23 protein-coding genes are annotated in these 26558 nt (G+C 66.7%); 4 read left to right on the top strand and 19 right to left on the bottom strand.

Features of this window, described 5'->3' with window-relative positions; all coding sequences use genetic code 11:
• Positions 1–6 precede the first annotated feature (6 nt).
• Genes rimM through rpsP form a run of 3 tightly spaced genes read right to left on the bottom strand, consistent with a single transcriptional unit; the run spans position 7 to position 1259 of the window.
• Entirely contained in the window at positions 7–525 is a 519-nt protein-coding gene (rimM, locus tag B133_RS0109770; RefSeq protein ID WP_018600757.1) for a ribosome maturation factor RimM, read from the bottom strand.
• Between the two features lie 15 nt (positions 526–540).
• On the bottom strand, positions 541–783 hold the full coding sequence (locus B133_RS0109765) for an RNA-binding protein (protein WP_003881089.1): 243 nt from the start codon (positions 781–783) through the stop codon (positions 541–543).
• An 8-nt stretch (positions 784–791) separates the two neighbouring features.
• Positions 792–1259 (bottom strand): 30S ribosomal protein S16, encoded by a 468-nt coding sequence (rpsP, locus tag B133_RS0109760; protein WP_018600755.1) that lies wholly within the window; start codon positions 1257–1259, stop codon positions 792–794.
• 292 nt (positions 1260–1551) lie between these two features.
• Between rpsP and B133_RS0109755 the strand changes: the two genes are divergently transcribed.
• From B133_RS0109755 to B133_RS0109745, 3 genes are all read left to right on the top strand, one after another.
• Entirely contained in the window at positions 1552–2439 is an 888-nt protein-coding gene (locus B133_RS0109755) for a D-alanyl-D-alanine carboxypeptidase family protein (RefSeq protein ID WP_026256212.1), read from the top strand.
• Positions 2440–2516: 77 nt separating this feature from the next.
• Entirely contained in the window at positions 2517–3338 is an 822-nt protein-coding gene (locus B133_RS0109750) for a D-alanyl-D-alanine carboxypeptidase (protein ID WP_018600753.1), read from the top strand.
• 94 nt (positions 3339–3432) lie between these two features.
• A complete protein-coding gene (locus B133_RS0109745) occupies positions 3433–5013 on the top strand; it encodes a sulfite reductase flavoprotein subunit alpha (RefSeq protein ID WP_018600752.1) in 1581 nt (526 codons plus the stop codon).
• A 24-nt stretch (positions 5014–5037) separates the two neighbouring features.
• Here the strand turns inward: B133_RS0109745 and B133_RS0109740 are convergent, their stop codons facing one another.
• From B133_RS0109740 to B133_RS0109700, 9 genes are all read right to left on the bottom strand, one after another.
• A complete protein-coding gene (locus tag B133_RS0109740) occupies positions 5038–6102 on the bottom strand; it encodes an amidohydrolase family protein (protein WP_018600751.1) in 1065 nt (354 codons plus the stop codon).
• Positions 6103–6106: 4 nt separating this feature from the next.
• On the bottom strand, positions 6107–7675 hold the full coding sequence (gene ffh, locus B133_RS0109735; RefSeq protein WP_018600750.1) for a signal recognition particle protein: 1569 nt from the start codon (positions 7673–7675) through the stop codon (positions 6107–6109).
• Between the two features lie 76 nt (positions 7676–7751).
• On the bottom strand, positions 7752–10202 hold the full coding sequence (locus B133_RS0109730; RefSeq protein WP_018600749.1) for a [protein-PII] uridylyltransferase: 2451 nt from the start codon (positions 10200–10202) through the stop codon (positions 7752–7754).
• A gap of 92 nt (positions 10203–10294) precedes the next feature.
• A complete protein-coding gene (locus tag B133_RS0109725) occupies positions 10295–10633 on the bottom strand; it encodes a P-II family nitrogen regulator (protein ID WP_018600748.1) in 339 nt (112 codons plus the stop codon).
• A gap of 6 nt (positions 10634–10639) precedes the next feature.
• A complete protein-coding gene (locus B133_RS0109720; RefSeq protein ID WP_369751445.1) occupies positions 10640–11995 on the bottom strand; it encodes an ammonium transporter in 1356 nt (451 codons plus the stop codon).
• Positions 11996–12169: 174 nt separating this feature from the next.
• Positions 12170–13669, bottom strand: a complete 1500-nt coding sequence (gene ftsY, locus B133_RS0109715; RefSeq protein WP_018600746.1) for a signal recognition particle-docking protein FtsY — start codon at positions 13667–13669, stop codon at positions 12170–12172.
• A gap of 66 nt (positions 13670–13735) precedes the next feature.
• Entirely contained in the window at positions 13736–17323 is a 3588-nt protein-coding gene (gene smc, locus B133_RS0109710; protein ID WP_018600745.1) for a chromosome segregation protein SMC, read from the bottom strand.
• A gap of 26 nt (positions 17324–17349) precedes the next feature.
• A complete protein-coding gene (locus tag B133_RS0109705) occupies positions 17350–17637 on the bottom strand; it encodes an acylphosphatase (protein ID WP_018600744.1) in 288 nt (95 codons plus the stop codon).
• Positions 17634–18053, bottom strand: a complete 420-nt coding sequence (locus B133_RS0109700) for an OsmC family protein (protein ID WP_018600743.1) — start codon at positions 18051–18053, stop codon at positions 17634–17636. Before B133_RS0109700 ends, B133_RS0109705 begins: the two co-directional genes overlap by 4 nt.
• Positions 18054–18223: 170 nt before the next feature.
• On the opposite strand from B133_RS0109700, the gene B133_RS0109695 reads away from it, so the two are divergent.
• Positions 18224–18865, top strand: coding sequence for a hypothetical protein (locus tag B133_RS0109695; protein WP_232423280.1), 642 nt, complete (start codon positions 18224–18226; stop codon positions 18863–18865).
• A 16-nt stretch (positions 18866–18881) separates the two neighbouring features.
• Here B133_RS0109695 and mutM read toward each other — a convergent pair whose 3' ends face one another.
• From mutM to B133_RS0109660, 7 genes are all read right to left on the bottom strand, one after another.
• Entirely contained in the window at positions 18882–19736 is an 855-nt protein-coding gene (mutM, locus tag B133_RS0109690) for a bifunctional DNA-formamidopyrimidine glycosylase/DNA-(apurinic or apyrimidinic site) lyase (protein ID WP_018600741.1), read from the bottom strand.
• 3 nt (positions 19737–19739) lie between these two features.
• Positions 19740–20432: a ribonuclease III gene (gene rnc, locus B133_RS0109685; protein WP_018600740.1), complete on the bottom strand. Its 693-nt coding sequence runs from the start codon at positions 20430–20432 to the stop codon at positions 19740–19742.
• Positions 20433–20549: 117 nt separating this feature from the next.
• Positions 20550–21134 (bottom strand): DUF177 domain-containing protein, encoded by a 585-nt coding sequence (locus B133_RS0109680; RefSeq protein ID WP_018600739.1) that lies wholly within the window; start codon positions 21132–21134, stop codon positions 20550–20552.
• Between the two features lie 59 nt (positions 21135–21193).
• Positions 21194–21931, bottom strand: a complete 738-nt coding sequence (sepIVA, locus tag B133_RS0109675) for a cell division protein SepIVA (protein ID WP_018600738.1) — start codon at positions 21929–21931, stop codon at positions 21194–21196.
• A gap of 136 nt (positions 21932–22067) precedes the next feature.
• Entirely contained in the window at positions 22068–22547 is a 480-nt protein-coding gene (gene coaD / locus B133_RS0109670; protein WP_018600737.1) for a pantetheine-phosphate adenylyltransferase, read from the bottom strand.
• An 11-nt stretch (positions 22548–22558) separates the two neighbouring features.
• Positions 22559–23113 (bottom strand): 16S rRNA (guanine(966)-N(2))-methyltransferase RsmD, encoded by a 555-nt coding sequence (gene rsmD, locus B133_RS0109665; RefSeq protein ID WP_081618207.1) that lies wholly within the window; start codon positions 23111–23113, stop codon positions 22559–22561.
• Positions 23110–26529, bottom strand: a complete 3420-nt coding sequence (locus B133_RS0109660; protein WP_018600735.1) for a pyruvate carboxylase — start codon at positions 26527–26529, stop codon at positions 23110–23112. Before B133_RS0109660 ends, rsmD begins: the two co-directional genes overlap by 4 nt.
• Positions 26530–26558: the final 29 nt, after the last annotated feature.

Raw genomic sequence — 26558 nt, 5'->3', positions numbered from 1 at the left:
CTCCCGTCAGCTCAGGTCGAGCAGGCCGTCGGGCGGGTCGATGACGATGGTTGCGTCTTCGCGGGAGACCGAGGTGACGATGGCGCTGACGAACGGCACCAGCACCTCGCGGCCGTCGGCGTCTGTTACTGCGAGCAACTCCCCCGCTGCGGTGTGCAGAACCTCCGAGACCTTGCCGACCGGCGTGCCGTCGACACACACCATCCGCAGACCTTCGAGCTCGTGATCGTAGAACTCGTCGGGATCGTCGATGGCGGGCAGATCGGCGGTGTCGACGACGAAAACGGTGCCGCGCAGTTCGTCTGCGGCATTGCGATCGGCCACTCCGACCAGCCTGACCAGCAACCGGCCCCCATGCTCACGCACGGATTCGACGGCAAAGGGTCGCTCGGCACCGCCTTTGGCCCTGCCCCGCAGCTCCATACCGGGTGCAAAGCGGGCGTCCGGGTCGTCGGTGCGGACCTCGACGACGATCTCGCCGGTGACCCCGTGCGCTTTGACGACCCGTCCGACAACCAGATCCATATTGGAGCCGACGCCCTACTGGTCGGTGTCCACCACGTCGACGCGGATACCGCGCCCGCCGATACCGGCGACCAAGGTACGCAGCGCGGTGGCGGTCCGGCCGCCGCGGCCGATGACCTTGCCCAGGTCGTCCGGGTGGACGTGCACCTCGACGGTGCGTCCGCGGCGGCTGGTCACCATATCGACCCGCACGTCGTCAGGGTTGTCCACGATCCCGCGGACCAAGTGCTCGACGGCGTCGACCACAACAGAACTCACTTCGGCGCTCAGCTCTCGCCGGCGGCAGACTCGTCGGCGGCAGCCTCGTCGGCCGCGGCCGGAGCCTCAGCGGCGGCCTCGTCCGCCTTGGACTTCTTCTTCTTCAGCGTGACGGCCTGAGTGGTAGCCCCGCTCTCCGACTCGGCGAGCGCGGCGTTGAACAGATCCAGCTTGGACGGCTTGGGCTCCGTGACCTTCAGCGTGCCTTCGGCGCCCGGCAGACCCTTGAACTTCTGCCAGTCACCGGTGATCTTCAGCAGGGCCAGCACCGGCTCGGTGGGTTGTGCGCCAACGCCCAGCCAGTACTGCGCGCGCTCCGAATCGATCTCGATCAGGCTCGGCTCTTCCTTCGGGTGGTAGCGGCCGATCACCTCGATCGAGCGGCCATCGCGGCGGGTGCGCGCGTCGGCGACAGCGATGCGGTACTGGGGGTTGCGGATCTTGCCAAGCCGGGTGAGCTTGATCTTGACAGCCATGATGGAACTCCTAGATGGTTGCCACGCTGCAATTCAGCGATCAGGGCGGGTTGCCCGGGTCCGGTTTTGCCTTACGTGTGTGACCACCGCGCAGCGCATTGAACGAGTCGCACGGCGGACAGCCGAACATTGTGCCAGAGCGCGTCCGGCTCGCCCAAATCTCTGTCACCGGAGACGACTCAGAGTAGGCGTCGCCGGAGCCGGCTCAGACGATCTTGCCGAAGCATCGGCCTCGACGAAATCTCGGCCAGGCTCGACCTGTCCCGATTCAACACGGTTAGGCTGGCCGGCCATGGGGAGGTTGATCTGCGCGCTCGCAGTCCTGTTGGCGGCTTTGAGCACGGTCGTGAGTTCGGTCGAGCCGCCCGCCGCCAGAGCCGATATGGGTGTGCAGCAGATCGGCTCGGCGCCGATCCCTGATGGGCCCGCGGACGGCTGGGTGATCGCCGACCTGGATACCGGTGAGGTGTTGGCGGCCCGTAACGAGAACACCCGTTACGCACCGGCGAGCACCATCAAGACGCTGCTCGCCCAGGTCGTGCTCGACGAACTCCCGCTGGACAGCACCATCGTCGCCGACGAGGCCGATTCGCAGGCCGAGTGCACCTGCGCCGGCGTCACCCCGGGCCAGACCTACACCGCACGCCAACTGCTGGAGGCCGCGCTGCTGGACTCGGGCAACGATGCCGCAAATACCTTGGCCCACATGCTCGGCGGCTCGGACGCGGCGGTAGCCAAGATGAACGCCAAGGCCGCCCAGCTCGGTGCGCACGACACCAATGTGGTGACACCGTCGGGCCTGGACGCCCCCGGCATGCCGTTCTGGTCCACCCCGCACGACATGGCGGTGATCTTCCGCGGCGCCATGGCCAACCCTGTGTTCGCCCAGATCACGGCCATGCCGTCGACGGTGTTCCCCACCAAGTCCGGCGACAGGGTGTTGCAGAACCAGAACGAGCTACTGCGTCGGTATCCCGGCGCGATCGGCGGCAAGACAGGATTCACCGACATCGCGCGCAAGACGTTTGTCGCGGCAGCTCAGCGTGATGGTCGTCGGCTGGTCATCTCGATGATGCACGGGTTGGTCAAAGAAGGCGGCCCGACGTACTGGGATCAGGCCGCTGCCCTGCTGGACTGGGGTTTCCTGCAGGATCACGCCGCCAGTATCGGCTCGCTGTGAAGCCGATTCGGCGTCGATACCCGACAGAGACCTGAGCGCGCGCCGAACGAGTCCTGCAAACCGTAGGGTCGGCGCTCGTGCGCAGACTGCTCGTGGCGACCACGCTCGCTTTCAGCACGGTGCTGGCGGTGCCTGTGGCCGCTGCCGAGCCATCCGTGGAACCCGCTGGCGCACAGGCGTTCGCGAATGGTCCCGCCAAGGCGTGGCTGGTCGCAGACCTCGACACGGGCCGCGTGCTGGCAGCCAAGGATCCCAATGGCTCCTATGCCCCGGCCAGCACCATCAAACCGCTGCTGGCCATGGTGGTTCTGGACAACCTACGGCCGGACAACTTCGCCAGGGCCAACAACTCGCACACCAAGGTGGAATGCTCGTGCGTCGGGCTCAAGCCTGGGCAGGCATACACCACCCAGCAGCTGCTGGAGGGGCTGCTCATGGTGTCGGGCAATGACGCCGCGAACATGCTGGCCGACATGCTCGGCGGGCAGCGCGTCGCGGTGGCCGCGATGAACCGTAAGGCGGCAAGCCTGGGTGCGCGCAACACCCACGCAGGCTCACCGTCTGGCCTGGACGGACCGGGTTGGGAATCGCTCACCACACCGCACGACCTCGCGGTGATCTACCGGACGGCGCTGACCTATCCGCTGATCGCCCAGATCATGCGGCAGACGACGGCGCAATTCCCGGGCAGGACGCTGACCAACCAGAACGAGTTGCTCACCCGCTACCCGGGCGATCTGGCCGGCAAGACCGGGTACACGGATCTGGCTCGCAAGACCTATGTCGGCGCCGCACAACGCGGCAACCACCGGCTGATCGTCGTGCAGATGTACGGCACCGGCGATCTGTACGGCCAGGCGATACAGCTGCTGGACTGGGGGTTCGGTCAGTACGGCTGACGCCGGAAGGGACGTCCCTACTGCCGTCGACATAGAAGTAAGGTAACCCTAACTAGTGCGGGACATCGTCCCACGTGCAACCTAGGGGGCCACCGTGACCGGACACCGCGATCTTTCCCTGATCGTCGCCTACGGCACCGACATGGGCAATGCCGAGGATGCCGCCACGTCGTTCGCCGAAGCCGTCACGGCCGCCGGGGTCGCGGCCACCGCGGTTGAACTCAACCAAGTCGATCTGGCCGAGCTTCAGGCAGCAACCCATTTCGTCGTCGCCACCTCTACATTCGGCGACGGCGAGTTCCCCGACACGGCCACGTTGTTCTGGGAGACCATCAGCAACGCCACCGACCGGCTCGACCACCTGAGCTTCGCGGTGCTCGCCCTCGGGGACAGTGGCTACGAATTCTTTTGCAACGCAGGAAAATTACTCGATGAGCGGCTCGAAGCCCTCGGCGCCACGCGCCTCGCCGACCGCGTCGACGTCGACGGCCCGTACCGGCAGCAGGCCGCGGCGTGGACAACTGATCTGGTCAAACAGCTGCTCGCCGACACGGTGAACAGCAGCGCCGCACCGGCTATCCCGGCCGGCACGCCCACACTGGCCGGCCGGGAACACCACGATCCCGTCGCGGTCCGCGTCGCGGTCAATCGGCTACTCACCTCCCCCGCGTCCGACAAAGAGGTCCGCCATTACGAACTGGACCTCAGCGATTCCGGAATCACCTACCACGCAGGCGATTCCATCGCTGTGCACGCGAGCAACGACCCCGCCCTCGTCACGGACATCCTGAGCGCACTCGACGTGAGCCCTGATCATCGGGTGCTCGATCGCCCGGAACCGCTCGGAGTACTGCTCACCGACCATTTCGAGATCCGCACGCCGTCGCGGGCCCTGCTGGCGCTCGTCGCCTCCCGCACTGGCGACCCCGACATTGCCACAGCCCTAGCCAACGAGACCATGAACAGGGACGTTCTCGACCTGATCAGGCTCGCGGCCCTGACCGTCGACGACGTCGTCGACACGCTGCGGCCGCTGCAGCCCCGCGACTATTCGATCGCATCCAGCCCGCTGGTGCATCCCGACCAAGTCCATCTCACCGTCGCGTCCGTGCGCTACACCGCCGGTGACCGCTGCCACAGCGGTGTCGCCTCGACGTTCCTGGCCGACCGCACCGCCACGGCGCATGTGCACCTGCGCCCCAATCACACGTTCCGCCTGCCCGCCGCTGATGTGCCGATCATCATGATCGGGCCGGGCACCGGTATCGCGCCGTTTCGCGCCTTCCTGCAGGAACGCCGGGCGATCGACGCTCCTGGACCGTCCTGGCTGTTCTTCGGAGACCGGCGCCGCGCCACCGACTTCCTCTACGGTGACGAACTGGAGAGCTTCGTCGGATCCGGCACATTGACCCGGCTGGATCTCGCCTTCTCGCGCGACCAGAACGCGAAAGTCTATGTCCAGCAACGTATGCAGGAGAATGCAGACGAGCTGTTCGGCTGGCTTTCCGACGGCGCACATCTCTACGTGTGCGGCGATGAGAAGCACATGGCCAAGGATGTCGATGCGACGCTGCACGACATCGTCGGCCGCTGCGGCGCCATGGACGCCGAAGCCGCGCATGCCTACGTCAACGACCTCGTCAAGAACCACCGCTACGTACGCGACGTGTATTGACCCATTGACTCTGCGGTGACGGCGTCAGTACACCCGGCCGCGGAGGATCACCAGATCCGGGTGGTCGACACCACCGGCTCGGGGATCGTCGGCGTAACAGACCAGGTCGGCCGGGGCACCGTCGGCAAGCGCCGGGCGACCCAGCCAAGCCCGCGCGTCCCAACATGCCGCACCGAGGGCATCGGTCGGGCTCAGCCCCACGGTTTTGAGCGCCTCGATCTCGTCGGCGATCCGGCCGTGGACGATCATGCCTCCGGCGTCGGTGCCCGCGAAAATCGGCACGCCTGCGTCGTGTGCGGCACCGATACGCGCTCGGCACGTCGCGTACAACTCCCGCATATGTGCCGCGTAGACCGGATATTTCGTCGCGGCGTCGGCAATCCCCGGGAAGTTCTCGATATTGATCAGGGTCGGTACGAGTGCGGTGCCGTTGGCCAGCATCAGTTCGATGATCTCGTCGGTGATGCCGGTGCCGTGTTCGATGCAGTCGATCCCTGCGTTGACCAGCCCGGGCAGCGCGTCCTCACCGAACACGTGGGCGGTGACGCGGGCCCCGTTGGCATGAGCAGCCTTGATCGCGGCCTTGAGGATCTCGTCGGACCACAGCGGCGCCAAATCGCCCACGCCACGGTCGATCCAGTCGCCGACGAGCTTGACCCAGCCGTCGCCCCAGCGCGCCTGCTCGGCCACCACGTCCGGCAGCTCCGATTCGTCCTCGACGTCGATCGGCAGACCCGGCGAATACCGCTTCGGCCGGGCCAGGTGTCGGCCGGCTCGGATGATCCTGGGCAGATCCTCGCGGTCGTCCATGCTGCGGGTGTCCACCGGCGACCCGGCGTCGCGCAGCAGCAGCGCCCCGACCCCGCGTTCGGTTTCTGCCTGAGTGACCGCTTCGTCGAATTCGACCGGCCCATGCGGTCCGAGGCCGACGTGGCAGTGGGCATCGACCAGGCCGGGCAGGATCCAGCCGCCGTCAAACACCGTCTGGGCGCCGGCGACCGGGTCGGCATGCAGCACACCGCGGTCGATCCACCATTGCACGGCTTCGCCGTCGGGGAGTCCCCGACCGCGAACGTGCAAGACCGTCACGCGGCTATTTCTGGCCCGGGAACTTCAGCTTCGACAGATCGAAATCAGCCAGACCCGGCGGTAACTCGTCCAGCCCCTTGGGCATGTTGGACAGGTCGGGGAACCCGGCGGGCATGCCCGGTCCACCAAGCGGATTGCGCACCTTCGGCGGCGTCGGACCCTTCCCTGATTTGCGGCCCTTCCCGGCTTGCTTGTTCTTGCCCTTGGCGGCCTTACGCGTGGCGCTCTTGCGGGCGAACGGCAGGCCCATCTGGCCGGCCATCGAGGACATCATCTTGCGTGCCTCGAAGAACCGGTCGACGAGTTGGTTGACCTCCGAAACCGTGACTCCCGAACCGTTGGCGATGCGCAACCGCCGCGAGGCGTTGATGATTTTCGGGTCGGCCCGCTCGGCGGGCGTCATACCGCGGATGATGGCCTGGACCCGGTCGAGTTGCTTGTCGTCGACGGCGGCCAGCGCGTCCTTCATCTGGCCGGCGCCGGGAAGCATGCCGAGCAGGTTGCCGATCGGGCCCATCTTGCGGATGGCGAGCATCTGCTCGAGGAAGTCCTCCAGCGTCAGCTCCCCCGAGCCGATCTTGGCCGCGGCCTCCTCGGCCTTTTGCTGATCGAAGACCTGTTCGGCCTGCTCGATCAAGGTGAGCACGTCACCCATGCCGAGGATGCGCGACGCCATCCGGTCCGGGTGGAAGATGTCGAAGTCTTCGAGCTTCTCACCGGCCGACGCGAAGAGAATCGGCGTGCCGGTGACCTCGCGCACCGACAGCGCTGCACCACCGCGGGCGTCACCGTCGAGCTTGGTCAGCACGACACCGGTGAAGCCGACGCCCTCGCGGAACGCCTCGGCGGTGGCGACGGCGTCCTGGCCGATCATGGCGTCGAGCACGAACAGGACTTCGTCGGGGTTGACGGCCTGGCGGATGGCGGCCGCCTGCCCCATCAGTTCCTCGTCGATGCCGAGGCGTCCGGCGGTGTCGACGATGACCACATCGAAGTGCTTGGCCTTGGCCTCGGCCAGACCAGCGCCGGCGACCCCGACCGGGTCGCCATGGCCCGCACTTTCCAGCCCCTCCACCGAAGTGCCGGGATGAGGCGCGAACACTGCGACCCCGGCCCGCTCACCGACGATCTCCAGCTGGTGCACGGCACCGGGACGCTGCAGGTCACAGGCCACGAGCAAAGGCGTATGCCCTTGTCCCTTAAGCCATTTCGCCAGCTTGCCGGCAAGGGTGGTCTTACCGGCGCCCTGCAGACCAGCCAGCATGATCACCGTGGGCGGAGTCTTCGCGAATGCCAGCTGCCGGGTTTCACCGCCGAGGATGCCGATCAGTTCCTCGTTGACGATCTTGACGACCTGTTGGGCCGGGTTCAGCGCGGCAGACACCTCGGCGCCCTTGGCCCGCTCCTTGATGCGCGCGACGAACGCGCGCACCACCGGTAGCGAGACGTCGGCCTCCAGCAGGGCCAGCCGGATTTCCCGGGCGGTGGCATCGATATCGGCGTCGGTCAACCGCCCCTTGCCGCGTAGCCCCTGCAGGGCACCGGTCAACCGGTCAGACAGGCTCTCAAACACGTCGTAAGCCTAACGGGCGGCCGCGTCAGAGAGTGTCGCGTGTCGACCGACCTCGTCTTATCCGGGGTCCGGCGGCTCAGCTCGCCTGCTCGGCGGGATTGGCCGGTGGCGGCGTGGGCAGGATCGCGTACAGGTCGCGTTCCAGCTCCTCGCGCAGCGCGGCGCGGCCGAAGCCGTCGCCGCCGGTGCCCGGCACGGTGATGCCGAAGGCGTCGAGCACCGACGATCCCAGCGTCGTCACCTTCGCCCAGGCGATGTCGACACCGTCGCGCTCGAACACCGCGGTCAACCGGGCCAGCAGCCCGGGCCGGTCGATGCTGCGGATCTGCACGACCATCGCCCCCGATGCGCTGTCGTCCGACCACAGGATCCGTGGTGGTGCCGGCACATGATTGGCCGGAACGGAGGCCAGGATCTCCCCGGCTCGCGTGGTCGGATACTGGGCTGCCTCGCGCTCGCGGGTCAGCAGCGTGCCGAGCACATCGAGCTCGCCGTCGAGGGCCAGGATGAACTGTTGACGCAGCAGCCCGGCGGCGGGGGGTGAGCCGAACAGCGGTGACACGACGAAGGTGTTGATCGCCGACCCGTCATGGCTGTTCACCGAGGCCGAGTGCACCCGCAGAGAATTCAACGCCAAGACCGCGGCGGCCTTCGACAGCAGACCGCGCCGGTCCGGGGCGATCATCGTGACGTTGTAGATGTGCTGCCCGTCGCCCTCAGCCAGCTCGACATGCACGCCGCCATCCGCGGCCAACTGCACGAACCGCGGCTCGATCGGATCCGGTTGCGGCAGCGGGTCACCGACCATCACCAGCCGGCAACGCCGCACCAGATCGCCGATGAGCGAAGCCTTCCACTCACCCCAGACCCCGGGGCCGGTGGCCAGTGAGTCGGCCTCGGCCAAGGTGGCGAGCAGCTCCAGCAACACCAGGTCACCACCGAGTACTTCGGCGACGGCGTCGATGGTCTTGGGGTCCTGCAGGTCACGCCGTGTGGCCGTGTTGGGCAGCAGCAGGTGGTAGCGCACCATTTTCGATAGGACGTCGACGTCCGATGGCCACAGACCCAGTCGCGTACCGATCTGCGTGGCCAGCTCCGCACCGATCACGCTGTGATCGGCGCCGCGTCCCTTGCCTATGTCGTGGCACAGGGCCCCGAGCAGCAGCAGGTCGGGGCGGGATACGCGGGTGGTGAAAGCGCTTGCCTGCGCAACGGTTTCGACCAAGTGCCGGTCGACGGTCCAGATGTGCACGACGTCGCGGGGCGGCAGGTCGCGCACCGCGCCCCATTCGGGAAACAGCCGGCCCCACAAGCCGGTCCGGTCCAGGGCCTCGATGGTGGCCACCGCGGCGGCGCCGGACGCGAGCAGTACCAGCAGATCCTTGAGAGCTTGACGGGGCCATGGCGTGCGCAGCTCGGGTGCCCTCTCCACCAGCCGACCCAGGGTCGACGTGGCCATCGGCAAACCGGTGGTGGCCGATGCGGCGGCGACCCGCAGGATCAGGCCGGGGTCACGTTCCGGCCGCGCGTCGCGGGCAAGGATTACCTCTCCGGCGTATTCGATGACGCCTTCGTCGAGCGGGCGGCGCACCGGTCGCCGCAACGCGGCGAACCCACGGCGGGGTAACGCGTTCGCGGCGGTGCGAATACCCGCGTCGACGTAGTAGCTGACCGTACGTGCGGCATCAGACAGCACCCGGGCGAGGTCGAACCGGTCCCCGATGCGCAGTGCCGCACCGATCTCATCAGCGTGCTGGGCCAACAGCAGTTCCCGGCCACGCCCGGACACCCGGTGCAGTTCGGTGCGAACGTTGAGTAGCGCCAGGTGTGCATCACCCAGGGTTCCGGTCGGGGATGCCAGAGCCGGGCTCGGATACACGTCGGCCAACTGCGCGATGGCCAGGGCGTTGAGCAGCTGGACATCGCGCAGTCCGCCGCGGCCGGACTTGAGATCAGGCTCGGCACGGTGGGCGATCTGGCCACTGCGCTGCCACCGGGCCTGCGCACTCTCGACGAGTTTGTCGAATCGCGACGCGATACCGATCCGCCACTGTCTGCGGGCGCCGCCGACCAGTAGCGAGGACAGATCGGCGTCACCGGCGATGTGTCGCACCTCGAGCATCGCCAGGCCGACCGCGATGTCGTCATTGGCGACCTGCAATGCCTCCGGCACCGTGCGCACGCTGTGGTCAATACGAATGTTGGCGTCCCACAACGGATACCACAACTTCTCAGCGACCTCGCTGATCACTTCGGTCGGCATGTTGTTGTGCAGCAGCATCAGATCCAAATCGGAGTACGGCAGCATCTCACCGCGGCCGAGCCCACCGGACGCCACGATCGCGAACCCACTGTCGGCCGTGATACCGATCTCGGTTGCCTTTGCGGCGAGCCAGAATTCGTGTAGATCGAGCAAAGCGTTCCGCAGTGCCGCCGCTTCCAGTTGGTGCGAACCCGACAATAACTGCGCGGTAGCCGCCGCCAGATCGGTGGCCGGCCGCAACGAGTCCGGTTGCTGCTCAGACATTTTCGACTCCCCTCCCCCGGCCAATTACCTACAAACGCTCAGCCGGTGCCTGGCCGGGGGACCCGGTCGATTACGCCCTCGACCGACCGCGGCTATAGGGCGTCGGCGCCTCTCTCCCCGGTGCGAACGCGAACGACGGTGTCGACAGGGCTGACCCACACTTTGCCGTCGCCGATTTTGCCGGTACGGGCAGCCTGCACGATGACGTCGACGACCTTGTCCACCGCGGAATCCTCGACGACCACCTCCACCCGCACCTTGGGTACGAAGTCGACCGAGTACTCGGCGCCCCGGTAGACCTCGGTGTGTCCCTTCTGGCGGCCGTATCCCTGGACCTCACTGACCGTCATTCCGAGAATGCCGGTCTGTTCAAGACCCGTCTTGACGTCTTCCAGAGTGAACGGTTTGACGATCGCAGTGATTAGCTTCATATTTCCTTATCCCTCCCCGCCGCGACGACCAAGAACAGATCCGGTTCCGACTGCGACGAAGTCGTACGCGCTTTCCGCATGTTCGGCCTCGTCAATGCCGGACGCCTCCTCTTCTTTGTCCAGGCGCAGGCCCACGGTGTATTTGACAATCAACGCCAAGATAGCGGTACCCACCGCCGAATAGAGTAGAACCGCACCGGCCCCGACCGCCTGTCGCCACAGCTGGTCGAACCCGCCGCCGTAGAACAGTCCGGCGACGCCGGCAGGTGCTTCCTTGGTGGCCACCAGGCCGACGAGCAGCGTGCCGACGATACCGCCAACGAGGTGGACACCCACGACGTCGAGAGAATCGTCGAACCCGAATTTGAACTTCAGGCCGACCGCCAGCGCGCACAGCACACCCGCGGCTGCGCCGATCACGAGTGCGCCCAACACATTCACCGACGAGCACGACGGAGTGATCGCGACCAGTCCGGCCACGATGCCAGAAGCAGCGCCCAGCGATGTCGCGTGGCCGTCGCGGATGCGTTCGGTGAGCAGCCACGCCAGCATCGCTGCCGCGGTCGCCACGGTGGTGGTGATGAAGGTCGCACCGGCGGCCCCGTTGGCCGACACCGCGGATCCGGCGTTGAAGCCGTACCAACCGAACCACAGCAGGCCGGCGCCGAGCATCACGAACGGCAGATTGTGCGGGCGCATCGGGATGCCCGGCCAGCCGAGGCGCTTGCCCAGGATGATCGCGAGGACCAGGCCTGCGGTACCAGCGTTGATGTGCACCGCGGTGCCGCCGGCGAAGTCGATTGCCTTGAGCTGGTTGGCGATCCAGCCACCGTGGTGAATGATCGCGTCGGTCTTGGGATCCTTGACGTCGAAGTCGAACACCCAATGCGCCACCGGGAAGTACACGACCGTGACCCACAATCCTGCGAACAACAGCCATCCGCCGAATTTCACGCGGTCGGCGACAGCGCCGGAGATCAGTGCAACGGTGATGATCGCGAACATCAGCTGAAAGCTAACGAACACGGTGGCAGGAATGGTGCCGGCAAGTGCGATGGGCGCATCGGCCGTTCCATTCGTTCCGATCAGGCCCTTGAGACCGAAGAACTGGGCCGGGTCACCGATCACACCGGCAGTGTTGTCGCCGAAGGCAACCGAGTAGCCGTACAGCACCCACAACACGGTCACGACGCCCATGGCGCCGATGCTCATCATGATCATGTTGAGCACACCTTTGGCGCGCACCATACCGCCATAGAAGAAGGCCAAGCCCGGCGTCATCAACAGCACCAGCGCCGCACTGGCCAACATCCACGCTGTATCACCGGTATCCGGTGCGCCCATCAACGGGAATTGCTCCACTCGCAGTTTCCTCCTTCACCACGTCACGGCCGCAAGGGTTTACGAACCGTTGACCTGGTCCAAGACAATGCTGAGTGGATGTTTCAGCTACAGCGCCGTCATGTTTCGCTGGCGTGAACGGATAGACGGGTCGCGTTTCGCCGGTGTTACACCGTGCGTTTTCCGCTGTAGACCTCAGCCGAGCAGGGCGTCGACGAATGCGGCGGGCTCGAACGGAGCCAGGTCGTCGGGTCCCTCGCCGAGACCGACGAGCTTGACCGGCACGCCGAGCTCCTGCTGCACGCGGAAGACGATGCCGCCCTTGGCCGTCCCGTCGAGCTTGGTCAGCACCACGCCGGTGATGTCAACAACCTCGGCGAACACCTTGGCCTGTGGCAGGCTGTTCTGCCCGATGGTCGCGTCCAGCACGAGCAACACCTCGTCCACGGCGGCACGCTTTTCCACCACCCGCTTGACCTTGCCCAGCTCGTCCATGAGGCCGGTCTTGGTGTGCAGCCGACCAGCCGTGTCGACGACCACGACGTCGGCGCCCGTGGAGATGCCCTCGTCGACGGCGTCGAACGCCACCGACGCGGGGTCGGCACCCTCTGCACCGCGCACCACGTCGGCACCCACGCGCACCGCCCAGGTCTGCAGCTGATCGGCAGCGGCCGCCCGGAACGTGTCGGCCGCCCCCAGCACCACCCGCCGGCCGTCGGCTACGAGAACACGTGCCAACTTGCCGACCGTAGTGGTCTTGCCGGTGCCGTTGACCCCGACCACCAGCAGCACCGACGGCTTGTCGGCGTGCGGTAAGGCACGAATCGAGCGGTCCAGCTCGGGCCGCAGCTCGGACATGAGAACCTCGCGCAGCACCGCTCGCGCCTCGGCCTCGGTGCGCACGCCCTTGCTGGCCATCTGCGAACGCAGCGCGGCAACAATGGATTCGGTCACCACCGGCCCGAGGTCGGCGATCAGCAGCGTGTCCTCGACCTCCTCCCAGGAGTCCTCGTCCAGGTCGCCGCCGCCGAGCAAACCGAGCATGCTGCGACCCAGCGCGTTCTGCGACTTCGACAGCCGACCGCGCAGGCGGTCCAAGCGCCCGTCCGTGGGCGCGATTTCCTCGAGCGCAGGTGCGGCGGGCGCCTCCGGTTCGGCCGGTACCTGCGACTCGGCAGGGGCTTCCGGTGCAGCGGGGGCCTCCGGCTCGGCAGGGGGGGCCTCCGGCTCAACGGGGGCCACCGGCTCGACTGGTACTACCGGTGCGGTGGGCGCCGGTGCTCCATCCTGAACCGGTGGGGCGGCCTCAGGCGCGGGTGCGGCCTCCTCCACAGGTACGGCGGCCTCAGGCGCAGGTGGCGCCTCCTTGACGGGCGGTTCAGGCAGCCGCACGTCGGAGATGGGACGCTTCGGCGCGTCCCGCGGGATCGTGGCATCGTCACCGACCGAGGGAAGCCCACTGGTGTCGATGCGTCGCACTTTGGGGGGCTCCGGTGGGGCCGTCGGCGACTGGCTGAACGTTATGCCGGAGGAAGCCGAATACCCGCCTGACCGGTCGATCGGTTTGGCTTCGTCCGGACCGGACAGGCTGATCCGCCTGCGGCGGTAGCGGACCAGCCCGACGACAAGCGCGGTAACCAGCAGAACAGCAATGACCGCTATCGCGATCCAGAGACCTTCCGACACGGAAGCCATTGTCTCAGGGGTGTCGCCGACGGACGATCGGCCCCGCCAAGGCCACGGCCGAGCAAGCCTCGGCGGTCAACCGGAGTTGGCGACCAGCTCCTGACCGCGCATCCGCTGGGAGATCACCGTGGTAATGCCGTCACCGCGCATGGTCACCCCGTAGAGCGCGTCGGCGACCTCCATGGTGGGCTTCTGATGGGTGATCACGATGAGCTGCGAACGCTCCCGTAGCTGCTCGAACAGACTGATCAGCCTGCGCAGGTTGACGTCGTCGAGGGCGGCCTCAACCTCGTCCATCACGTAGAAGGGCGACGGGCGAGCCCGGAAGATCGCCACCAGCATCGCCACGGCGGTCAGCGACTTCTCGCCACCGGAGAGCAGCGAAAGCCGCTTGATCTTCTTACCCGGCGGGCGAGCCTCGACCTCGATGCCGGTGGTGAGCATGTCGTCGGGATTGGTCAGCAGCAGCCGGCCTTCCCCGCCGGGGAAGAGCGTGGAGAACACCTGCTCGAATTCGCGCTCCACATCGGCGTAGGCCTCGGTGAACACCTGCAGGATGCGGGTGTCGACGTCGGAGATGACATCGAGAAGGTCCTGCCGGGCCGCCTTGACGTCCTCAAGCTGCGTGGACAGGAAGTTGTAGCGCTCTTCCAGCGCGGCGAACTCCTCCAACGCCAACGGGTTTACTCGCCCCAACTCGGTCAGCTCGCGCTCGGCCTTCTTGGCCCGGCGCTCCTGGGTGGGACGGTCGAACGGCATGGGCGCCGGTGCCGTGACCTGTTCGCCGCGTTCCCGGGCCTGCTCGTATTCGGCCAGCTCCAGCTCGGTGGGCGGTAGCGGCACGTGTGGTCCGTACTCGGCGACCAGATCGGCCGTCGGCATCCCGAACTGCTCGAGCACCTGTGCTTCCAACTGTTCGATGCGAAGGGAGGCTTGGGCCTTCGCCACTTCGTCACGGTGCAGCGCATCGGTCAACTGGTTGATCTTGGCGCCGAGCTCGCTGACCTCTTCGCGTGCTTTGGCAAGGGCGGAGGCGCGGATCTGACGCTCGGTGGCCAGCTCGTCGCGGGCTCGGGAGGCCACCGCCACCACGGTGCTCAACTGTTGGGCCACAAGACGTCCCGACTCGGCGACGGCCGCGGCGACCTTGGCGGCATGTTCGCGCGCCTCGCGCGCCCGCAGCGCCCGCAACCTGGCTTCGCGTTCGGCGGCGGCCGCGCGCCGCAGTGAATCCGCTCGTCCACGAACAGCATTCGCGCGTTCCTCGGCCGTACGAACGGCCAGTCTGGCCTCCACCTCGACCGATCGAGCTGCCTCGGCGGCAACCACCGACTCCTGCCGGTCCACCGGTTCTGCCTCGAACATCGGGACTTGTTCGGCCCCGCGCAACCGAGCCTCGAGTTCGACCAACTCTTCAACTGTCTTGGTGCGTCCGGCTTCCAGCTCGTCGCGCTGTTTGATCAACCGCCGCCACTCGTCCTCGGCGGCACGGGCGTCCTGACCGAGCCGGCCCAGCTGCTCGTAGATCGCCGAGATCGCGGTATCGGACTCATTGAGGGCAGCCAGCGCCTCTTCGGCCGCCATCTGGCGCGACGACTGCTCGGTCAACGCGCCGGAGAGGGCGGCCGCCAGCTCTGCCGTCTGTCGCTCGGCTGCTTCGAGCTCATTGCGAGCCTTGTCGATCTCCGCGGCGATCTCCAACGTGCTGGGCTTGCGGTCAGACCCCCCGCTCACCCAACCGGCACCGACCAGGTCGCCGTCGGCGGTGACCGCACGCAACTCGGGCCGCCCCGAGACCAGGCGCAGCCCGGCCGGCATGTCGGACACCACGGCCACGCCCGACAGCATCGCGGTGATCGCACCCCGCAGCCGATCGGGAACGGTCACCACGTCGGCTGCCCAGATCGCGCCGTCGGGTAGCGGTACCGCCGGCTCCGAGCCGTTCGCGGGCCAGTCACCGATCAGCAGAGCAGCCCGGCCGCCGTCGGATTCCTTGAGTGCGGCAACCGCAGACGCCGCGGCACCGAAGTCTTCGGCGGCGAGGGCATCCGCAGCAGCCCCGAGCACCGCCGCCACAGCGACCTCATACCCGCCGCGTACTTTGAGGAACTCGCCTATCGAACCGAAAAGACCTGAGCCGCTCCGGTTTTTCTGCAACCAGGCAGCACCGTCGCGACGATCGAGCCCGACCGAGAGTGCCTCGATACGGGCCAGCAACGAGGCCACCTGACGTTCGGCACTGCGCTCGGCGGCTTGTAGTTCGGCGACCCGTTCGTCGACCAGGCGCAGCGCGGTCGTGGTGCGATCGTGGTGATCGTCCAAGCCCACTTCTCCGGCGTCGAGTTGACCGATGCGGCCCTGCACGGTTTCGAACTCGGCCGTGGTCTGCTGTACCCGGGCGGCAGCCTCTTCGATGTTGACCGAAAGCCGCACGAGGCCTTCGTCGATCGACTCGACCCGCGTGCGCGTGGTATCGACCTGACCGGCCAGCCGGGCCAGTCCTTCACGCCGGTCGGCCTCGGCACGGGCCGCGGCCAGATGGGCGCGCTCGGCCTCGGCGGCCACGCGTTCCCGGTCGGCGAGCTCGGCCCGCGCGGTCTCCAGGGCGATGCGCGAGATCTCCAGTTCGCCGAGCAACTCCATTTCGAGCTCGGCGACCTCTTCGGCCTCAGCCTCCAGTTCCTCGGGGTCACGCCCCGAAGACACCTCTGGCTCGGCCTCGAGCAACTGGGCCCGGTCGGTGGCGATGCGCACGGTTGCGCTGACTCGCTCGGCCAGTGCCGACGCACGGAACCAGGTCTGCTGCGCGGCCTCGGCGCGTCGTGTCAGTTCGGCGACGGCCGTTTCGTGGGCGTCGTGCTCGACGGTCGCCGCCTCCAGCCGCGCGGCGACGATCTCATGCTCGCGGCGCAGCGTCGTCTCGGCCTGGTTCGTGTTCTCGAACTCGGCACGCCGCGTCACCAAGTCGTCGGCTGCCAGCCGCAGCCGCGCGTCGCGCAGATCGGCCTGGATGGTTGCGGCGCGGCGGGCCATCTCGGCTTGGCGACCCAGCGGCTTGAGCTGGCGGCGCAGTTCGGTGGTCAGATCGGTGAGCCGGGCCAGGTTTGCGGCCATCGAGTCGAGCTTGCGGACCGCTTTTTCCTTGCGTTTGCGGTGCTTGAGCACCCCGGCGGCTTCCTCGATGAAGGCACGCCGATCCTCCGGCCGCGATTCCAGGATCTCCGCGAGCTTGCCCTGCCCGACGATCACGTGCATTTCCCGGCCGATGCCGGAGTCGCTGAGCAGCTCCTGAACGTCCATGAGCCGGCAACTGCTGCCGTTGATCTCGTATTCACCGGCACCATCACGAAACATCCTGCGGGTGATAGACACCTCGGAGTACTCGATCGGCAGCGCGTTGTCGGAGTTGTCGATGGTCAGGGTGACCTCGGCGCGGCCCAGCGGTGCCCGTGAGCTGGTGCCGGCGAAGATGACGTCTTCCATCTTGCCGCCGCGCAGTGTTTTGGCTCCCTGCTCGCCCATCACCCAGGTGAGGGCGTCGACGACGTTGGATTTACCCGACCCGTTGGGGCCGACGACGCAGGTGATGCCCGGCTCGAAGCGCAGAGTCGTCGGCGAAGCGAAGGACTTGAAGCCCTTCAGCGTCAGACTCTTGAGGTGCACGTCGACTTACCCTACCGCCGAGTCGGCTACCGCTCGCGAAAGCCCGTCATCGGTGTGCCCGCGTCAGACCAGTCGACGACGACGTTGTCCACAACACCTGGAGTCTGACCGCTCTGCAGTAGGTCAAGGAGTCGCTCACAGCCCTCGCGCGGGCCTTGCACCACCACGTGGACGCGGCCGTCGGGCCGGTTGGAGGCAAACCCCGTCAGGCCCAGTTCCAGCGCTCGCGCGCGCGTCCACCAGCGGAACCCCACCCCCTGGACCTGGCCGTGCACCCAAGCGTTGAGCCGCACCTGGTCTTCCGGCCGGGTCACGCCGTGGTGACCTTGTCCACAATCTCGAAGGTCACCTCGGTGCCCGATTTCAACGTTCGGCCGACAGTGCAGACCTGGTCGATGGCCCGCTCGACAACCGTCAACAGCCTGGCCACCTCGGTCTCGGAGAGACCGGACAGGTCCACCTCGAGCTTCTCAGCGAGCAGCGGGTACCGCTCCTGCTCGCGGTCAGGCGGCCCGGAGACCCGGATGGTTGCGTCGTAGTCGTCGCCGAGCCGGCGCCGTAGCGGACCATCACTACTCATCCCGCTGCACGCCGCCAAGGCGATCTTCATCAGCTCGCCGGGGGTGAACACACCCTCGACGTCCTCGCTGCCGACCAACACCTCAGCCCCCCGGGAGCTGCGCCCGGTGTAGCGGCGCACGCCGGTGCGTTCCACCCACAGTTCGGTCATGCGGTATTTCTACACGCCGCGACGATCGGCTGTTCCCGCAGGAAGGCCCCTTCACTCTTTTGCTCCTCACGTCTTGCTCCTCACGTCCGCGAGACGGCCTGACTCAGCACCCACGGGATGCGGGATGCGGACGATAAACTCGACGTACCGCCGTTCTGCCGAGGAGCACGATGACATTTCCGTCTGGACCGCCCGATCCGTGGGCACAGCAGCCGCCGCCTCAGCAGTACGGCCCGCCCCAGCAGTACGGGAGTCCGCAGCAGTACCCCGGCCCGCCGCAATTCGGCGCCCCACCGTACGGCGTGCCCCAGTACGGCCCACCCGTCTACGGCCAGCCGCCCTACGGCTACGGCATGCCGCCGCAGCCCGCCGGAAGCAACCACAAAGTGCTGATCCTCGGTGGGATCGCCGCGGCCGCGCTGGCTCTGGTGGTGATCATCGGCATCGTGATCGTCGTGATGATGCCCTCTGGTGACGAGCGCGCAATCGGGCAACTGCTCAAGAACATCAGCAATTCCGGCAACAGCATGTCGGACATGAAGAAGTACGTCTGCGCGGGCGACCGCAAGATTCTCGACGCTATCGACAGCAGCGGCTTGGAAAAGTACGGCATCAACGTGCCCAAGCCCACGATCAAGGCCCCGTCAGGATCAGCCACGGTCAGCGATATCAAGATCGACGGCGACCGGGCCACGGCCAAGGTCGAAGTCAATGGCAACACCAGCACCATCTACTTCCGCAAGGAAAGCGGTGACTGGAAGCTGTGCACCACCGATGCGCTCGGTCTGTCCTCCCTGCCCGGGCTGTCCTGAGCTGATCACCGCCGACCTACGCCCGAATTCGCGGGCGAGGCTGGCATTTCGGGCAGTAGAACGACGATCGGTTCATGAACTTGTCCCGGTGCATCACCGCGCCGCACCGGCGGCAGGGTTGCCCTTCCCGGCCGTAGGCGTCCAATGATCGTGCAAAGTACCCGGATTGCCCGTTGACGTTGACATAGAGCGAATCGAACGACGTGCCACCCTGGGCCAGCGCTTCGCCCATCACCGCGGCGGCCGCGTCGAGCAACTCGCCGAGCCGGGTCCGCGGCAGCGACGCCGACAACCGCGCCCCGTGAAGCTTCGTCCGCCACAACGCCTCGTCGGCATAGATGTTGCCGATGCCCGACACCACAGTCTGGTCCAGCAGTTGGCGCTTGACCTCGGAATGCTTGTGCCGCAACACCGTAACGACGGCGTCTCGATCGAAGCGGGGGTCGAGCGGGTCGCGGGCGATGTGCGCGACGGGCTGCGGCACCTCAGAGCCGTCGACCTCGACCAGGTCGGTCAACTGCCAGCCTCCGAACGTCCGCTGGTCCACGAAACTCAGCGCGGTGCCGTCGTCGAGCAGGGCGGCGATCCGCAGATGCCGGTTATCGGCGATGGGACCCAACAGCATTTGACCACTCATGCCGAGGTGCACGACCAACGCCGACCCGTCAGAAAGCGTCAGCCACAAGTACTTTCCGCGCCGTCCCGTACCGGTGACCTGCACATCGAGCAGTCGGGCGGTCAGATCGGCGGGGCCGGCCTCGTGCCGGCGCACCGCACGCGGATGATGCACCCGCACCGCGGTGATGGTCTTGCCCGCGACATGCTCCTGCAGCCCCCGCCGAACGACCTCTACCTCGGGGAGTTCGGGCACCGATCACCCATCGTCGAGCGCCTGCCAGGCTGCCGCGGCAGCTTTGAGTTCGGCTTCTTTCTTGGTGCGGCCCACTCCCCTGCCGTACTCGATCTCACCGACCACCACGGTCGCGGTGAACTCCTTGTCGTGATCGGGACCGGTCGAGGTGACCAGGTAGACAGGCACACCCAAGGCCCGCGCAGCCGTCAGCTCCTGCAGGCTGCTCTTCCAGTCCAAACCCGCACCCAAAGTCGGTGCGGTGTCAAGCAGTTCACTGAACAGCCGCAGGATCACCTCTCGGACGATATCGAGGCCGTGCTCCAAATAGATTGCCCCGAGCAAGGATTCAACACCGTCGGCGAGAATGCTCGACTTGTCAGCGCCACCGGAGTTCTCCTCCCCTTTGCCCAGAAACAGATGGGCACCGAGGCCGCCGTCGCTGAGCCCACGGCCGACGTCGGCCAGCGCCTGGGTGTTGACGATGCTGGCCCGCAGCTTGGCCAGGTCGCCTTCGGATCGGTCCGGGTGGCGGTGATACAGCTCCTCGGTGATGGTGAGCCCGAGCACGGCATCGCCGAGGAATTCCAGCCGCTCGTTGGTGGGTAGCCCGCCATGTTCGTATGAGTAGCTGCGATGGGTCAGCGCAATGGTCAGCAATTCGCTGGGAAGCACGACCCCGAGTGCCTCCAGCAGCTGTGCATGCGCTTCACTCATGCGCGATCCGCTCCGCTTCTCGCTGGCCCCTCATACGCGGTGCGCTCCGCTTCTCGCTGACAACTCATGTTCTCGCTGACAACTCATGCGCGGTGCGCTCCGCTTCTCGCTGACAACTCATGCGCGGTGCTGATCCTCATCCGGCGGCAGCATCGCGGCCAACTTCGCCCACCGCGGATCGAGCTGTTCGTGGTGGTGTCCGGGTTCGGCGGTAGCCAACGGGACGCCGCATTGCTGGCACAGTCCTACGCAATCCGGCCTGCACAGCGGGGAGAATGGCAGCCCCAGGCCGACTGCGTCGATGATGGGCTGTTCAAGGTCGACGGAATCGTCGATGACCCGGCCCATCTCGTCGGATTCCGTGGTCTCGTCGGTGGCGCTGTCGGGGTAGGCGAACAGTTCGGTGAGGTCGATCTCGATGTCGCCGGTGATCGGCATCAGGCACCTGGCGCACTCGCCTGCCGTCGGTGCAGCGACCGTTCCGGTCACCAGCACACCTTCTGAGACGGATTCCAGCCGCAGGTCCAGCTCAAGTGGTGCGCCCGCTTCGATAGCGACGAGTTCCACACCGATGCGAACCGGGCTCGGCACGGTTTCGCGGTGAGTCATCATCGAGCCGGGTCGCCGGCCAAGTCGGGAGATGTTGATGACCAGCGGCGACCGGGAATTGCGGTGCCTCCCCACGTTTGCGTGCGACGCCATGCAGCAATCCTACGGCGACCCCTGTCAGCTAAAAATAACGCCTAGGCCGCCCACGGGGATCAATGCGTGGCGTAGTCGTGCGTCCCGGCTGCAGTGCGTAGCTGGTGGCGGCCACGGCCGACCGAGCGCAGCGTTCCGTTGAGGAACTCCTCGAACTCAGCCAGTTTGCTGTCGACGTAGATGTCGCACTCGCCGCGCAGCCGGTCAGCCTCGGCATGTGCCGCATCGACCAAGCGGTTTGCCTCCGCGGTTGCCGTCGAGACGATCTCCGTCTGCGACACCAGCCGCTGCTGCTCCTTGATGCCCTCCTGGACGGCCTTCTCGTAGGACAGGTTGCCGCTTTCGATGAGTCGATCGGCCTCGGCCTTGGCCCGTCCGGTGCTCGCCTCATATTCCCGCTTAGCCGCAGCGCTCACCCGCGCGGCTTCCTCGCGCGCCTCGCCGACCATTCGTTCGCTGTGCTGGCGAGCTTCAGCAACCATCCTGTCGGCCTGCGACTTGGCGTCGGCCAACAGCCGGTCCGCTTCGGATCTGGCATGGTTGATCATGCCGTCGGCGTCGGCGTTGACCTTCGCCATCACGGACTCGGAGTGTTCTTTGGCCTCCCGTAGCAGCGAATCCCGTGCGTCGAGCACATCCTGTGCGTCGTCGAGTTCGCCGGGAATAGCGTCCTTGATGTCGTCGATCAGCTCAAGGACGTCGCCGCGTGGAACCACGCAGCCCGCGGTCATGGGGACGCCACGCGCTTCTTCGACGATAGCGCCCAGCTCGTCGAGCGCTTCAAAAACTCGGTACACGGCTATACCCTCCAGGCGTCGTTGTTAGTTACCAGTGTGCCTGGTGTTACCCCTGTGACTGCGGAGCATTGTCGGTGTGTCGCTGCCGCCAGCAGGTTGTCGGGCGTTGCTAACACCCCGTAGACCCGCCCTGAACTCACCGCGCGGCCAGTTTGGCCTGCAGCCGGCGGTTGACCGGTCCAGGCAGCAACTCCGAGACATCGCCGCCGAGCGAGGCGACCTCCTTGGCCAGCGATGACGACACGAACGAGTACTGCGGGGTGGTGGCGACGAAGAACGTGTCGACCCCGGCCACATGCTTGTTCATCTGCGCCATCTGCAGCTCGTACTCGAAGTCGGTGCCGGTTCGCAGTCCTTTCACGATGGCTGTCAGCCCGCGCGATTTCACGAAGTCCACCACGAGGCCCTGCCCGGATTCGACCCGTAGGTTCGGCAGGTGCGCGGTCGATTCGACGATCATGGCGATGCGCTCGTCGAGGTCGAACATCCCTTTCTTGCTGGGGTTCACCAGAACCGCGACGACCACCTCGTCGAACTGCGCTGCGGCACGTTCGAAGATGTCGATGTGGCCGAGGGTGACGGGGTCGAAGGATCCTGGGCATACGGCGCCACTCATGACGCAGCACGCTACGCGAATTCGGCGAACTCCACGCGGGTGTCTCCGTAGCGTCGCTCCCGCCACGGCTCCCAGCCGTCAGGCCAGCGCACCAAAGGCCCCGACGCCGCGCGCTCGACGACCATCACGGCGCCCGGTCGCACCCAATCGCCCTCAACCAACGCGGTCACCAGCGCCTCCATCTCGGCGACCGCAACCTCGTAAGGCGGGTCGGCGAATACCAGGTCGACCGGACGTGCCGCGGCACCGGCCAGCACGCCGGTCACCGGCGCGCACCGCACGGTTGCTCCGGCCGCTCCCAGCGCAGCGATGTTGTCGGCAATGACCGCGGCGGCCCGACGATCTGACTCGACAAACAACGCTGATGCCGCGCCGCGCGAAAGTGCTTCCAGCCCAAGGGCACCCGAGCCCGCATAGAGGTCGAGCACGGCGACGCCGGCGAGATCGAGACGGGCTGCCAACACGTTGAACAACGACTCACGCACGCGGTCCGTAGTCGGCCGGGTGCCCCGGGCGGGCACCGCGATGCGGCGCCCGCCGTAGCGGCCGGAGACGATGCGGGTCAGGTTGATCCCCCGGTCGCTTCGCTCCTACCCGCCGAACCGACCACCACCAGGAGGTCGCCGCCCTCCACCTGGGCAGTCGGCGCGACGGCGACGCGGGAGACGGTTCCGGCCTTGGGCGCGGTGATCGCGGCCTCCATCTTCATGGCCTCGATGGTGGCGATGGTCGCTCCGGCCTCCACGGCATCGCCGGCAGTGACGTTGACGGTCACCACACCGGCAAACGGGGCCGCCACGTGGTCCGGATTGGTGCGGTCGGCCTTCTCTGCGGCCGGAACGTCGCTGGCAATGCTGCGGTCGCGCACCAGGACCGGACGCAACTGCCCGTTGAGAATGCACAACACCGTACGCATCCCACGTTCGTCGGCATCTGAGATGGCTTCGAGACCGATGAGCAGTTCCACGCCGCGTCCCAATTGCACGCGATGCTCTTCCCCTTGGCGCAGCCCGTAGAAGAACTGGTTGGCGCTCAGCCGGGAGGTGTCGCCGTACTCTTCGCGATGCTCCTCGAATTCCCGTGTGGGCCCGGGGAACAGCAGACGATTCAGGGCAGCCTGACGTATCGGCCCCGGCGTGGCCAGCAGGGCTTCGTCGGCGGCAGAGAGCTGCTGCTCGGGCTTGGCCGGCCCCCGCCCGGCCAACGCCTTGGTGCGCAACGGTTCCGGCCAACCGCCGGCAGGATCACCGAGTTCGCCACGCAGGAAACCGATCACACTGTCGGGGATGTCGTACTTCGCCGGGTCCGCGGCGAATTCGTCGGCCGTCACACCCGCACCGACCAGGGCCAGCGCCAAGTCCCCGACGACCTTGCTCGACGGAGTGACCTTGATCAGCCGGCCCAGCACGCGGTCAGCGCCGGCATAGGCGTTTTCGACATCCTCGAAGCGATCGCCCAGCCCCAGCGCGATAGCCTGCTGGCGCAGATTGCTCAACTGCCCGCCCGGAATCTCGTGGTGATACACCCGCCCGGTCGGCCCCGGCAGGCCGGACTCGAACGGTGCGTACACCTTTCGCAACGCTTCCCAGTACGGCTCCAGATCGCACACCGCACTCAGCGACAGACCGGTGTCGTAGGGGGTATGCGCGGTCGCGGCAACGATCGCCGACAGCGCCGGCTGGCTCGTGGTCCCCGCCAACGGGGCGGCTGCGCCGTCCACCGCGGACGCACCCGCCTGCCAGGCCGCCAGATACGTCGCCAGCTGACCACCCGGGGTGTCGTGGGTGTGCACATGCACCGGCAGATCGAACCGCGACCGCAACGCCGACACCAGCGCCGCGGCAGCCTGCGGACGCAACAACCCCGCCATGTCCTTGATAGCCAGCACATGTGCCCCGGCATCGACGATCTGCTCGGCGAGCCTCAGGTAATAGTCCAGGGTGTAGAGGTTCTCCCCCGGATCCGACAGATCACCGGTGTAGGACATCGCGACTTCGGCGACGGCCGTACCGGTTTCACGCACCGCATCGATCGCCGGGCGCATCGAGTCCACATTGTTGAGCGCGTCGAAGATCCGGAAGATGTCCATGCCGGTCGCGGCGGCCTCTTCGACGAACGCCGACGTCACCAACTCCGGATACGGCGTGTAGCCGACGGTGTTACGGCCCCGCAGCAGCATCTGCAAACAGATGTTGGGCACGGCCTCGCGCAGAGCAGCCAACCGCTGCCACGGATCCTCTTTCAAAAAGCGAAGCGCCACATCGTAAGTCGCACCACCCCAGCACTCGATCGAAAGCAGCTGCGGCATCATCCGGGCCACATACGGTGCCACCCTCAACAACCCCGACGTACGCAACCGGGTCGCCAGCAAGGACTGATGTGCATCCCGGAACGTCGTATCGGTCACCCCCAGCGCCGGGCTGTCGCGCATCCAGCGCGCGAACCCCTCGGGCCCCAAATCGGTCAGCCGCTGCTTGGACCCCGACGGCGGAACCGCCGCCAAGTCCAGCACCGGAAGCTTGTCGTTCGGGTACACCGTCGACGGCCGCTGCCCATGCGGCTTGTTGACCGTCACGTCGGCCAGATAGTTGAGGATCTTGGTGCCCCGGTCAGCCGGGGTGTGCGCCGTGAGAAGCTGCGGACGCTCATCGATGAACGACGTGTTGACCCGACCGGCCCGGAAATCCGGATCGTCGAGCACCGCCATCAAAAACGGGATATTCGTCGACACGCCACGAATCCGGAACTCTGCCAGGGCACGCCGAGCACGCACCACCGCTGTCGCGAAATCCCGGCCCCGACACGTCAGCTTGACCAGCATCGAATCGAAATGCGCCCCGATATCCGCACCGGTGTGGGTACCACCGTCCAGGCGGACACCCGCACCACCCGGCGACCGATACGCCGTGATCCGACCGGTGTCCGGACGGAACCCGTTGGCCGGATCCTCCGTGGTGATCCGGCACTGCAACGCCGCCCCGCGAATACGCACCGAATCCTGACTCAGCCCAAGATCTTCCAGCGATTCCCCGGCCGCAATCCGCAATTGGGAGGCCACCAGGTCCACATCGGTGATCTCCTCGGTCACCGTGTGCTCCACCTGAATCCGCGGATTGCACTCGATGAACACGTGATGCCCGCGCTCATCGAGCAGGAATTCGATGGTGCCCGCACACGAATAGCCGATCTGCCGCGCCAACGCCACCGCATCAGCACAAATCCGCTCCCGCACCGCAGGGTCCAGGTTCGGCGCCGGCGCCAGTTCGATCACCTTCTGGTGACGCCGCTGCACACTGCAGTCGCGCTCGAAAAGATGGATCACGTTGCCCTGCGTGTCGGCGAGGATCTGCACCTCGATGTGGCGGGGATTGATCACCGCCTGCTCCAGATAGACCATCGGATCACCGAACGCAGACTCGGCCTCACGGCTGGCAGCCTCGATGGCTTCGGGCAACGCGGCCAGATCACTCACCCGGCGCATACCACGACCACCACCACCGGAGACGGCCTTGACGAACAACGGGAACTGCATACCCGCGGCCGCCGCAACCAACTCCTCCACCGACGCCGACGGCTCCGAGGACGCCAACACCGGCAACCCCGCCATCCGCGCCGCGGCGATCGCGCGGGCCTTGTTACCCGTCAACTCCAGCACCTCAGCCGACGGGCCGACGAACGTGATCCCCGCCTCCGCACACGCCGAAGCCAGCTCTGGATTCTCCGACAGGAACCCGTAGCCCGGATACACCGCGTCGGCCCCCGCGTGGCGGGCGACCCGGATGATCTCGTCCACCGACAGATAAGCCCGAACCGGATGGCCGGTCTCCCCGATCTGATACGACTCGTCCGCCTTGAGTCGATGCAACGAATTGCGGTCCTCATACGGATAAACCGCTACCGTGGCAATGTTCATCTCGGTCGCCGCACGAAACGCACGAATCGCGATCTCGCCGCGGTTGGCCACCAGGAGTTTGGAAATCACGCGGGTAACCCTAGCTTCACCATTGTCAC

The organism is Mycobacterium sp. 155 (assembly GCF_000373905.1).
In the GTDB taxonomy this organism is placed as follows: Bacteria; Actinomycetota; Actinomycetes; order Mycobacteriales; family Mycobacteriaceae; genus Mycobacterium.
Note: the sequence above shows the minus strand (reverse complement) of the source record. Positions and strands in the feature narration are given on the sequence as shown.